Annotated in this window: 11 protein-coding genes; 5 read left to right on the top strand and 6 right to left on the bottom strand. The window is 61.2% G+C overall.

Translation table 11 applies throughout. The features are described from left to right. The first annotated feature begins 219 nt into the window (after positions 1-219). Both TERRO_RS21770 and TERRO_RS03030 read left to right on the top strand, forming a co-directional pair. Positions 220-1,404, top strand: coding sequence for a GGDEF domain-containing protein (locus tag TERRO_RS21770; protein WP_157178236.1), 1,185 nt, complete (start codon positions 220-222; stop codon positions 1,402-1,404). A 66-nt stretch (positions 1,405-1,470) separates the two neighbouring features. Further along, on the top strand, positions 1,471-2,652 hold the full coding sequence (locus tag TERRO_RS03030; RefSeq protein ID WP_041592424.1) for a GGDEF domain-containing protein: 1,182 nt from the start codon (positions 1,471-1,473) through the stop codon (positions 2,650-2,652). On the opposite strand, the gene TERRO_RS03025 is transcribed toward TERRO_RS03030, so the two are convergent. From TERRO_RS03025 to TERRO_RS03015, 3 genes are all read right to left on the bottom strand, one after another. Beyond that, positions 2,613-3,491 (bottom strand): HAD family hydrolase, encoded by an 879-nt coding sequence (locus TERRO_RS03025; RefSeq protein WP_014784529.1) that lies wholly within the window; start codon positions 3,489-3,491, stop codon positions 2,613-2,615. The genes TERRO_RS03030 and TERRO_RS03025 overlap by 40 nt on opposite strands. Positions 3,492-3,502: 11 nt before the next feature. Then, the gene (locus tag TERRO_RS03020; protein ID WP_014784528.1) at positions 3,503-4,837 is read right to left on the bottom strand and encodes an L-dopachrome tautomerase-related protein; all 1,335 of its coding nucleotides are present in this window, start codon (positions 4,835-4,837) and stop codon (positions 3,503-3,505) included. 157 nt (positions 4,838-4,994) lie between these two features. Beyond that, positions 4,995-5,537 (bottom strand): regulatory protein RecX, encoded by a 543-nt coding sequence (locus tag TERRO_RS03015; RefSeq protein ID WP_041592908.1) that lies wholly within the window; start codon positions 5,535-5,537, stop codon positions 4,995-4,997. A gap of 75 nt (positions 5,538-5,612) precedes the next feature. Between TERRO_RS03015 and TERRO_RS03010 the strand changes: the two genes are divergently transcribed. Together TERRO_RS03010 and TERRO_RS03005 are read left to right on the top strand one after the other, a co-directional pair. Continuing rightward, positions 5,613-6,947, top strand: a complete 1,335-nt coding sequence (locus tag TERRO_RS03010; protein ID WP_014784526.1) for a Gfo/Idh/MocA family protein — start codon at positions 5,613-5,615, stop codon at positions 6,945-6,947. Positions 6,948-6,991: 44 nt separating this feature from the next. Then, positions 6,992-8,035 carry a lysozyme inhibitor LprI family protein gene (locus TERRO_RS03005; RefSeq protein WP_014784525.1) on the top strand — a complete coding sequence of 348 codons (1,044 nt, stop codon included), beginning with the start codon at positions 6,992-6,994 and terminating at the stop codon, positions 8,033-8,035. Here the strand turns inward: TERRO_RS03005 and TERRO_RS03000 are convergent. Next, positions 8,032-8,880, bottom strand: a complete 849-nt coding sequence (locus TERRO_RS03000; RefSeq protein ID WP_014784524.1) for a sugar phosphate isomerase/epimerase family protein — start codon at positions 8,878-8,880, stop codon at positions 8,032-8,034. The two genes, TERRO_RS03005 and TERRO_RS03000, sit on opposite strands and share 4 nt — an antisense overlap. A gap of 25 nt (positions 8,881-8,905) precedes the next feature. After that, on the bottom strand, positions 8,906-10,111 hold the full coding sequence (locus tag TERRO_RS02995) for a Gfo/Idh/MocA family protein (RefSeq protein WP_041592423.1): 1,206 nt from the start codon (positions 10,109-10,111) through the stop codon (positions 8,906-8,908). Positions 10,112-10,225: 114 nt separating this feature from the next. On the opposite strand from TERRO_RS02995, the gene TERRO_RS02990 reads away from it, so the two are divergent. Beyond that, positions 10,226-11,080, top strand: coding sequence for a hypothetical protein (locus TERRO_RS02990; protein WP_014784522.1), 855 nt, complete (start codon positions 10,226-10,228; stop codon positions 11,078-11,080). Positions 11,081-11,151: 71 nt separating this feature from the next. Here TERRO_RS02990 and TERRO_RS02985 read toward each other — a convergent pair whose 3' ends face one another. After that, positions 11,152-12,084 (bottom strand): CHAD domain-containing protein, encoded by a 933-nt coding sequence (locus TERRO_RS02985; RefSeq protein ID WP_041592422.1) that lies wholly within the window; start codon positions 12,082-12,084, stop codon positions 11,152-11,154. Positions 12,085-12,102 lie beyond the last annotated feature (18 nt).

Below are 12,102 nucleotides of genomic sequence, written 5' to 3'. Positions count from 1 at the left end.
GCGAAGCAGCCAGCGAGACGACCGCGCCCCAGGCGAGAAGAAAGCGAATCAAACCCAATCCGATCCCCACGCCGTCCCCTGGCCGGAGGGAGTGCCACCGCTACCTTCGGATTGCTGTTGACTCCCTGCCCACAACCCCAATGTCCGACAGCATGCTTTGGTAGAGTCGGAGAGTACTTCTTCGTCGAACGATTCACGTACGCCCACGAAGGTTCTAAGTTGCTGGAACACAGAACTGTTTTCGTGATTCAGGCTGCGCTACTCATGCTGATGAGCGGCGTCATCCTCTTCGCCTACCGCCGATACCGGCGGAAGCGCGGCGACAACAGTGCATGGTGGCTGGCCGCGGCATACCTTACCAGCGGCCTCGGCCTGGAATTGCTGGCAGTGGAGCACTCGCCTTACCCGCAAACCACCACAATCCTCGGCAACACACTCCTGCTCGCGTTCTGTGGTCTCGCCTGCCGCGGTCTTGCGGAAGCAACGGGACAGCGCGCGCGCCTGTGGATGGCCTTGCTGGCAGCAGACGCTGCGACCGTCGCAGCCTTCTCCTACTGGACCTGGATCTCGCCAAGCTGGCCGCTGCGATCCTTGGCATCCGGCATCGTAACGGCACTGATGTATGGCGCGCTGATCTGGCTGTTGGGTCAGGCGAAAGAGCGGGTGATTCAACCAGCCTTGCGGGCCATGATGGGGCTCTTCGCACTCCACATCGTGGTCAACGCGGCGCGCTTACTGGTGTGGCGCTACACGGGAACCAGCCTCTGGTTCAGCGGCATGAACATCCTCACCATCGGCGGCGTTGCGTTGAGCTACCTGTGGGCGGAAAGCCTCCGGGAGCAGGAACAGATGGAGTACCTGGCCATGACCGACCCGCTCACCGGCCTCTACAATCGGAGGGCACTGGATGTGATCGGCGTGCACGAAATACGGCGGGCCGCCCTTGCCGGCAGACCCTCCTCGGCTATCATGCTCGACGTCGATCGCTTCAAGGAGATCAACGACACCCAGGGCCACGCCGCCGGCGACTCTGCCCTGCGCGCCATCGCCGGCGTGGTGCAGAGCGTGTGCGACCGGGGTGTCCGCGTCGGTGGCGACGAGTTCTTTCTGCTGCTGCCGGATCATGATGAAGCCGCAGCAGCCGCAATCGCCGCGCAGATTCACCTCGCACTGGCCGGTCTCGTGCTTCTCAGTCCTTGGGATAAACGCTTTGCGGTCTCCGCGAGCATCGGCTGCGTCACCCTGCACGGCGAAGCCACCACCATCGGCGACCTCATGCACGCCAGCGATATCGTGCTCTTCCGCGAGAAGCAAAAGAGGCGCGGCGCAAGCTTGCACGGAGCGCGTGCCGCTCTCCGGGAAGAGAGCGACGGAGAACCCAGGGTCGCCCCTCCCGCGCAATAGTTAACAAGCCGCGCCTCCGAACTGATAATTTTGTGGTTGCCCGGCAGGCGATGGGCAATGAGCCAAATGGACCGACGCACTCTCTTTTCGATGCAGGCCGGGCTGCTCATCTTCTTGGGCGGGGTGATCCTGCTTGCCTTTCAGCGGCAGAGAAAGCAGCGGCGAGACCCCGGCGCCATGTGGTTTGCCGCCGCCTACTTTTGTTCCGGGATCGGGCTTGCGCTGCAGGCCGAGCGTGGCGTTATCCCGCCGTTTTGCTCCATCATTCTGGGCAATTTTTTCTTCATGCTCTTCGGCGCGTTGACGCACTACGCCATCTGCGCGACAACAGCACAGCGGAACAGGACCTGGACTTATCTGCTGGCGCTGGATGTGACCACCGTCTGCAACTTCGCTTATTACACCTACTGGCAACCGAACCTCATCTTCCGCGTTCAGGAAGCGTCGCTGGTGATGCTGGTGATGTACGTGGCCCTCATCACGGCACTGCTAAGAGTGCGCGAGCCTGTGATCCGTCCCGCGATGCGCAGCATGGCTGCTCTACTGGGCCTGCATTCCTTCTTTGGGTTCTTGCGGTTCACCGTGGAGGTGCAGAAGGCGAACGGGGATGTGCTGTTTTCCTGGCTCGGGGTCGTCACCATCGCCGGTCTTGCCCTCTGCTACCTATGGATGGACAGCCTCCGAGTCCATGCCGAGCTGGAACAGAGCGCCATGACCGATCCCCTGACCGGTCTGTACAACCGCCGGGTGCTCGAACTGATCGCCAGGCGCGAACTGCAGCGTGCAGCCCGCAAGAACCTTCCCTGCTCCGCGCTCATGATGGATATCGACCGCTTTAAACTCATCAATGATGAACTTGGTCACGCCGCAGGCGACTCATCGCTGTGCGCCGTCGCCGGTGTTCTGCAGGCCAGCCTTCGGTCCGTCGACATCGCAACACGGCTGGGCGGCGACGAATTCTTTGTCCTGCTGCCGGACGCGGATGAAACGACCGCGGCCCTGGTAACTGCACGCGTCCGCAACGCCATCGACAGCCTGCAGATGCGAACCATGGGTGGCCACGTCTTCTCCGTCTCAGTCAGTGTGGGCATGGTCACGCGGCGCGGAGCCGACATGACTGTGGAAGACCTGCTGCACGCCAGCGACATCGTGCTTTATCGCGAAAAGCAGGTCAATCGCAGCATCAATCCGTCAGGCACAGGAGGCCTTCAGGCCGGCGGTGCCCAGGTCCAGCCCTCCAACGCATAGTCTGGATCGCGCGGTGACGGCAACTGGTAGAAACCATCACGATGCTGCGCCATCACCATGCAGCTGACCAGCGCGTCGAAGGCATCTTCACCGCCGCGCGCCTTCGCCAGAACAGTCCGGCTTAGAGCAGCATAGGCCGGGTCGGTGCGTCGCTTCCGAAGCAGGTAATCCGCACGCCGCTCGGGATTCGACTTATGCACCGGCCCAGTATTCAAACGGGAGTACATCTCTACCACCAGCGGAATACCAGGCTCCGGCCGGTCAAAGGGCCAAACTCGGAAACCAGCCGCGTGCAGATGCTGCAACGTCCGCATGCCCCGAAGTGATGCCGTCCCCACCGAACCAGATCCACCGATCTGAAAGACCGACTTCGGCGTAATCCCCTTGACTCGCAGCGCGCGCTCTTCTTCCGGGATGTGTGCCGCCAGCTTGCAATCAATATCTGTGGCCCGCAGCATCCGGTGCAGTTGCTCCCCGCTGAACTCGGCGGGACGTTTGTGCGGCTTGCCCCAGAAGCGGCGATCCTCGCTCTCCCGCGACAGCCACCGCTCCCCATGCTCCGCGACCGTATGCCAGAACTGCGGCGCTGTCTCCGCACCCACCTCGCGCAAAAACCAGGCAGGAAAGCTGAAACAGAAGTCGAACCCGACCACCAGCGCCGGGTCCTTCTCTGCCAGCATCACAAGCCACTCGGCAACCTCGCCGCGCGTCCGTCCGCTCTCGACACGCACCTTGCCCTGCTGCCACACCGCCGCGACGATGTGCCGTCGCTGGCCCGGCAGATCAACACGGCCGGACCAGTCAATCGCAACAACCGTCGTGGGTGCCGTGGGCTTCACTGATCCCGAGGCTACCGTAGCCGCACCGGCGCTGCGTCCACCTTGATGCGGAAGAGCTGGTACGGCTTCACGCGCATGTCCTGGCCGTTATGCATCGTCGGCTGCCGGTGTAGCTGGTTCGCTGTCACGTAGAGGTAGCCGTCCTCACCCAGCGACATCGTATCCGGCCATAGCAGTCTCGGATCGTGCGCCAGCGTTTCGATCAAGCCGGTCTGAGGATTCCAGCGATGGATGCTGTTGGTCACCGGATCGGTCAGGTAGACGGCGCCATTCGCATCGGACTCAAGCCCGTCCGACGGCATCTTGCCCGTAGCAACACGAACAGTCGCTGCCACCTGCGTGTCCGACTTCGTCCTGTCGCGCAGGGCGTCGGTCGAGACAGCATAGAGCTTCGTCGAGTTGATTGGGCAGTAGTACAGCGTGCTGCCGTCAGACGAGATCGCGATACCATCGGCGGCAAAGTTCACCGGCGTCGGCGGGTAGCCCGGCAGCGTCTGGTAGACCGGCTGGCCCTCCGCAAACATTAGGAATCCATCCTCCGCCAGCACGCTCGAGTGCTGATTCAACCGGCGAAAGCTCTTCCCCGTCGCCAGGTCCACAACGATGATCGCGTTCGGTCCCTGCGAGGACGAATCCGTAATGTAAGCAGTCCCATGGATCGAATCCGACGCAGCCTGTCCGGGCTTGCGGTCAGCCGTCGGGTGTTTAGCGTCCTTCGCTGCCACATCCGCACTGGCGCCAGGCGCACTGCCCACGGCGTACTGCGGATCCAGCGTGCCCTGCTCGCCCTTGCGCAGGTCGAATCGCACGTCATTCATGTAGCTGTTGGGGCCGGCCGTCTCCGGCGGCAGCAGAATCGTCTTGACGATCTTGTTCGTCGCCAGGTCGATGCACACCAGCTTCGCGCCGCCCGGGACGACGTTCTTCAGCAACGGAGCGCCCGTATCCAACGCCCAGAGACGGTCTTCCGGATCGACCACAACCGACTGCACGCTGACGAAGTGCGTCTGATTGTCGGCCTCGTTCATGTAAGCATTCGGATTCGGCTTCGAACGCCCGGCCCAGTCGTTTACCGATGCATCCGGGTACGCAACGGCCTTACCCTTCACAACCTCCGCAACGGTGAACGGCACATCGTCACCCCACCGCGGGAAATTCACAAAGATCCGGCCCGACCGCGAGACCGTGACACCCGTCGGCATAGGACCGTTGAAGGTCGCCACTGACTCAAGCTTGCCGACGGTGATATCGGTCGGTGCAGGTGCATTACGCTGCGCGGAAGCAGCAGGAACAGTCGAGACAAGAGCAGTAGCAGCCGCCAGGCCGAGAATCGCGCGTTTCTTCATGATTTCTGTGATGCCTGGAGGTCCGCAACCATCCAGATGGCCGCTCACGCCAAGTTGATCCAAACGCGAAACGCGCTCAAGATCGAAAGTCCGGGTGGGCCATTCTTCGGAGAATAAGAGTGCAGTCTTCAGGAGGATGCATCCCGCCGCGCCCTGGCTACAGGTCGTCGACGTCCGCCTCAACCCGATCCAGCACCTGCTCGCCAGCCTTCAGCGACCGCAGTACCGCAAAGATCGACTTGGAAGAGAACCCAGCAGCCGTCAGCCGTCTCAGAACCCGTGCAGTGCTCTTGTCGTCCGTAGGTGCCGGGATCCGCTTGCGCTCCATGTGCGTCCGCACCAGCGCAATCTCATCCACACCGTCGTACGCCTCGGACAACGTTGACGAGATCAGGTCGCCGGCAATGCCCTTCTGCTGCAGATCCTGCTGCACCCGCCGGCGGCCCAGGCTTCGGTTCTCCTGCCGCAGCTTGGTAAAGTCCGCGGCAAAGCGCTCATCGCTCAGGTATCGCATCTCTTTCAGCTTGATCAGGATGCGATCCATCATCGCCTCGCCCTCTTCCCCAGGCTCGGCGCGATCTTTCATCTTGCGGCGCAGATCGCGCACGGACTGCATGCGCGCGCCCAGCGACTTGCAGGCGTAATCGAACAGCTCCAACTCGGTCAGCGGTTCCTTCGACTTTCGCTTTGCAAACGGCATGAAGACAAGATTACGCGTGCCGCACAAGCCAGCCCTGTTGTTCTGTGTTTAGAATTGGCCCCGCAAGGAGAAATCATGCTGACGCGCCGCCAATTTACGAAGACCGTTGCCGCATCTGCCGCAGGCATCGCCCTGAGTTCGACCGCAAAGAGCTACGCCCGTGTCATGGGCTCGAACGAGCGCGTGCACTGTGCCGTTATCGGCCTTAACAGCCGTGCCTATGCGCACCTGAGCAGTCTGTACGCCAACCGCAATGCCGCGGCCATCACGCACGTCTCCGACGTGGACTCCACCATCCTGGCAAAGTACGCAGCCGCCACCGAGAAGCGGATGGGCACCGCGCCCAAGGCTGAAGGCGACTTCCGCAAGGTCCTCGAGAGCAAGGACGTTGACGTCATCACCATCGCCACGCCTGACTTCTGGCACACACCCATGGCCATCATGGGCATGCAGGCGGGCAAGGATGTCTACGTCGAAAAGCCCTGCAGCCACAATCTGCATGAGGCCGAACTCATCGTCGCCGCCCAGAAGAAGTACGGCAAGGTGCTGCAGATGGGCAACCAGCAGCGCTCCTCGCCCCACACCAAAGAGGTTGTCGACCAGATCCACAGCGGCCTCATCGGCCGCGCCTACTACGCGAAGGCCTGGTATACCAACAATCGCGGCACTATGGGCACAGGCAAGCTCGCACCCACACCCGCCACTCTCAACTGGGACCTGTGGCAGGGCCCTGCACCGCACCGCGCCTACAAGGACAACGTTCACCCCTACAACTGGCATTGGCTGAAGATCTACGGCACCGGCGAAACCCTGAATAACGGCACGCACGAAGTCGATGTCTGCCGCTGGGCCCTCGAAGTCCCCGGCTATCCCAGCCGCGTCACCGCATCCGGCGGACGCTATCACTTCAAGGATGACTGGGAGTTCTACGACACCCTGAACACCAGCTTCGAGTACGGCGACAAACTCATCGAGTGGGAGGGCCGCTGCTGCAATGACATGCCCATCTACAACCGCGAGCGCGGACTGGCCGTCTACGGCACCACGGGCACTGTCATCATCGACCGCGACGGTTACGAGATCCACGATCTGAAGGGCAAGATGACGAAGGAGTACAAGATCCCGAAGGTGGCCAAGACCTCCAGCAGCGACACCGTCGGCGCCGACTCCATGACGGACCTGCACTTCACCAACTTCCTCGACGCCATCAAGACACCGGGAACGAAGCTCGACTCGCCCATCGATGACGCCAGCAAGTCCGTTGCGATCCTGCTGATGTCTAACATCGCCTACGAACTGAAGCGCGACCTGAAGGTAAACACCACAACAGGCGCCTTCGTAAGCGATCCCGCCGCAACCGCACTTCGCACCCGCACCTACGAAAAGGGCTGGGAGCCGAAGCTCACCTAAACCGGCATTTGTACGAACGCAGCATGACAGATAGGATCGGCGGCATGAGACTCAGCATTCTGACTCTTGCCGCCGTTTCTCTTTGCACCGCCGCACACCTGCAGGCGCAGGACCCGACGGACCGGTCTGAAGAAAACTGGAAGTCCGTCTGCAAATCCGCGCAGGCAACACCTTTGCCCATCCAGCCTCCTGCAGGTCCCCTCTCCGCCAGCCAACTGCCAGCCTGCGACGAACAGGCGCTGTACTACGGCCCAGGCAGCAAGCCGAACTATGCCGCAGCCTTGCAATGCGGTTGGTGGCAACGCGCCCATCCACGCCCAACCGTCGGCGATATGTTCTATGGGCCGGGCGTGCTGACCATGCTCTACGCCAACGGGCGAGGCGTCGAACGCAACTACGATCTCGCAATCCGCTTCGCCTGCGAAAACGACTGGGCCGCCCCGGCGGAACAGGCCTCCCGCATCGGCCACCTGGAGTACCTCCGCACAACTCACGCCACCACTGGCAACTTCGACCTGTGCGACGACATCACCAGCGGACTCAGCATGGGCACCTGCCAGGCAGTGACCTCGGACAAGGTCAAGACCGCTCGCGATCGCAACATTGCAGCAGAGGTCTCCACGCTGCCCCCTGCCGCAAAGCTGCTGCTACCAAACCTGCAGAAAGCAGAACAGGCCTTTGAACAGAGCCGAACCCGCAACGAGATCGATCTCTCGGGAACGGCAAGAGGCATGTTCGCGCAGCAGGAGGAAGACAAACTGTCCGATCAGTTTCTGATCAACCTCCAACGCTTCCACAAACGCGACGTACCGGCTACATCCGCAGCAGAACTCGCAAAGCTCGACACGAAGCTGAACGCCACCTACCAGCAGTTGCAACATGCGCCAGCCAAGAGCTGGCAGTTCGGCACCATCAAGCCCGAGGGCATCCGCGAAACAGAGCGCGCCTGGTTAAAGCTGGTAGATGCCTGGACCAGCTTCGCCCGCGCCGCGTATCCGGACCTGCCACAAACAACAGTGCGTGCGCAGCTCATTCGGCTGCGCACGCACCAGTTGCAATCACTGCTAAGTCTGTCGAAAGGATCCTAGGCGCTGTAACCCATATCGGCCAGCGTCTTACGCATCGACGCAAAGCTCTTCATCACGCCCGGCATCGGATCGTCACCGTGGATCTCATACTCCAGGTCAACCACACCCGGATACTTGAGTTCGACCAGCGTCTCGAAGATCTTGCGCACAGGCATAACACCCTCGCCCACCGCAACCTGGCTCTCCTTCGCCTTCGGATCAGCCAGATCCTTGATGTGCATCGCCAGCAGCCGGGGCCCAACCTCACGCAGCGTTGCCGGAATATCATCGCCCGCACGCATCGCATGGCCCACATCCACACAGCAGCCCATCCGCTTATCCATCTTTCCGATCAGCTTCAGGATGTCGTGCGGCGAAGGCCACTCCTTGTCCTCAGGACCATGATTGTGGATGGCAAGCTTGATGTCGTACTTCTTCACAAAGCTCTCCACGCGGCCCAGCGCCTCATGCGACGGCGATCCCACGATCATCGGGATCCCGGCCGACTTCACATACTCAAACTTCTGCCGGATATCCTCATCCTCATCCTTCGGGAAATAGATCGTCCCATCGGCGGTCAACGTCAGCCCTGCAGCGCGATACTCCGCAGCCTGCTTCGGCGCAGCGTCCGGCGGTGTCATCGGAAGATGCACGTCCTTCAGGTTCAGGTAAGGCGTCTTCAACTGATGCATGAAGTCGATTAACTGGGACGGGTTGAACTTACGAAACGTATAGCTCGCAATACCCAGGCGAACCGGCGACGGCTTCAACGCGTAACCAAACGAGAAGCGCGGTGCCGCTGCTACTGCCGATGCCATCAGCATCGTCTTCAGTGCGGAGCGGCGGGACAACGGATGATTCAACATTGATGAAGCTCCTTAACGATTCCGCTTACGCTTCGTCCAGCTTGACCCACTTGGCCTTCATCTGCGCCTTGATGACGAGTTCAGCCGCCAGCAGTGCCTGTACCTGGTCCTGTGCCGTATGCGTGCGGTGCACGATGTCAGAGACGAACTGGCGGCCAAACGGCAGATCGACATTGTTGCAATCGATAAAGCGCTGCTGCTTGCCATCCACCACGAACAAATTGTTGCCCGTCTTGTTCACGCCAACATTCGTATACTTGCGCGCCTCAATGTAACCCTTGGTACCAAGAATGAACAAGCGGCCATCGCCCCACGTGCCCAGACCATCCGGCGTAAACCAGTCCAGACGCACATAACCGAAGCCACGATCGCCGCGCAGCACCATGTCGCCAAAGTCCTGGAACTGTGGATGATCCGGATGTCCAACGTTCGACACCTGCGACTCAACAATCTCCGCCGACTTGCTGCCCGTGTAGTACAGGAACTGATCCACCTGATGCGAACCAATGTCGCACAGGATGCCGCCATACTGCTCCGGCTTGTAGAACCAGTCAGGTCGAGGATCGGCGCCACCGCCGTTGCCGCCACCCTGCACCACCTGGTGCGGCGCGATATTGATCGTCTGAATCACGCGACCGATCGCACCGGAGTGCACCAGTTCGCCGGCCTTCACCGCCGCCTTTACCTCAAGCCGCTCGCTGTACAGGATGCCGTAGATCCGGCCCGTCTCTGCAATCGTCTTGCGGATGGCTTCGACCTGCTCCAGCGTGGTCGCGCCGGGCTTGTCGCTCAGGAAGTCCTTACCGCGCTTCATCGCACGCACACCCAGCGGCGCACGCTCGTTCGCAATAGTCGAGCTCAGGACAAGCTGGATATTCTTGTCATCCAGGATCGCCTCCTCGTTCATCACCTGCTTCGCGTCCGGATAGCGCTTGCGAAACCGTTCAATCTTGTTCGGCTCGGCACCGTACCAGGCCACCAGCTTGCCGCCACCGCGGATGATGCTGTCGGTCATGCCGTAGATATGGTCATGGCTCATGCCGCAGACGGCAAAGTTGATCGTCTCCGTCGGCTTGATCACCGGGCCCGCTTCAATCACCTCATGCGTGATGTTGCCCTGATCAAAGCCGCCCGCATAGGCCAGCATCTCCGGCATCGCTGCCCCCATCACTCCGGCTGCTCCCGCACGCCGAAAGAACTCACGCCGATTGACGTTATCCACTGTTCCCATGATCCTTGCACCCCGGCGGCATGCTGCCGCGCCAAACGTATCCAAGTTACACGACGCAGCAGGCTGCGCCAACGTGCCAGATTCTGCGTCTAAGAATGGTAAGGGGAGCTGTACATGCGGCGTGTTGTCTTTGGGTTAGTTTCGGTACTGTTGGCAGCACTGCCAGCCATGGCCCAGGACGGCCTCGGCAAACTGGATCCCACACCCCCTGCCGGCAAAACGCCGGAGCAGATCGTCGAAGAGATGGGCAAGCATGAGTCCGCCTTCGCCAAGGCCCGCGAAAACTACACCTTTCGCCAGACCGTCGTCATGCAGACCATCAACGACGACAACGGCAAGCCCGACGGCGAGTATCGCCAGGTCACCGATGTCGGCTTCAATCGTGATGGCACACGCAATGAGACCGTCGTCTTCGCGCCGCAGAACACCATGGAGCGCGTCATCATCGACCAGTACGACTTCGAGGATCTGCGCCTGCGCATCCCGCTCGTCCTCACCACCGAAGACCTGCCCAACTACGACGTCAAATACCTCGGCAAGCAGCGCGTCGACGAACTCGACACCTACGTCTTCCAGGCCACACCCCTGCACGCCGACCTGAAGCACCGCTTCTTCGAAGGCAAGGTCTGGGTCGATCAGAAGGATCTGGAGATCGTCATGATCAACGGCAAGAACACGCCGGACGACCTGAAGAACGGCCACTTCTCCATTCCCTTCACCACCTACTACGAGCAGGTAGACACGGTGAACTGGTTCCCCACCTACACGCGCGCCGACGGCACCGTACACTTCGCAGCCAGCAGCCGAAACGGCCCGGCGAACGACATCCACATGCGCAACACGGTCAAGTACACGGACTACCGTCGCTTCCGTTCGTCCTCGCGCATCTTCTACAACGGCCAGGACATCACGGATCAGGCCAAGCCGGACGAGAAGCAGCCAGCACCGCAGGCCGCTCCAAAGAAGTAAGACTTCATCAATAAGAAGCGCGGCCGAAGAGATCCTCTTCGGCCGCGCTTCTTATTTGTTCCGTCGAGCTACTACGCAGCCGTAGGCATTAGCTCCGAGAGACGCAGCCGATAGTCCTCCAGAGCCGCATCCCGATGCTTGCCGTACCGCACCGTCAGCTCCGCATCCTTGCCATGGAAGTGCCGCGAAAGCTGCTCCAGCAGTAGCCAGTCGTGCCACCGCCCGCCGGCCTCCTGCATGCTCTCAAAGCGTACCGCCAGCGCATGTGTCGCGGAACCCTCCGGCGCGCTCTCCGCCACATACCGGCACAGCTTCGCCGCCTTCCGAACCGTGTGAAGCTCATCCTCATCCAGCATCGCGACCGAATACTGCTCGTTCGCCTCAGCCGACGGTCCTTTCATCTTTTTCTGCCGGATGAGGGCCGTCGTCTGCTCCGCAAACCAGCCCTGCAAACGCGCTGACAGCGAAGCCTCGGTTGCGGTCACCTCGCGAGGAGACTTCAACGCATGCTCCAGCGCCTGTAAATCGGCGGCCAGCTTCTCCACCTGCGCATGCAAAACAATCTGCAGCTTCACCGCCTCGCGATCGCGCTCGTCTTCCAGGTACTTCCGCAGCTTCTTCGCCTGCCGCCGCATGATATCGCCGGGCGAATCCCGATGCACCGCCGACTTCGACGGCGCGTCCATGCGGATAATCGTCGTCTGCACATCCAGATCACGCACCACACCCGCCGCGCGCCGCACCTTCATCAAACGTCGCCGAACAGCCTTCGCCTCGGCCGCGTAGTCGGGCAGGCGGATCGGCTTGGCGCCCGTCGACAACATCTCCAGCAGACGCATCTGTGCTTCCACGCGACGCGTGCTCGTCCGCAGCTTATGCACTGCGCCCACCTCCGCACCGGTAACAGCAACCAGCATGGCTGCATCCAGCGCAACCACCTGCGCAGCTAACGCGATGAGCGGCGTAATCCGCACGGAGTTCTTTCCCTTAACTGCAACTGTCATGGTCCATTCGATGCAGAA

The sequence above is a fragment of the Terriglobus roseus DSM 18391 genome (assembly GCF_000265425.1).
GTDB lineage: Bacteria > Acidobacteriota > Terriglobia > Terriglobales > Acidobacteriaceae > Terriglobus > Terriglobus roseus.
Note: the sequence above shows the minus strand (reverse complement) of the source record. Positions and strands in the feature narration are given on the sequence as shown.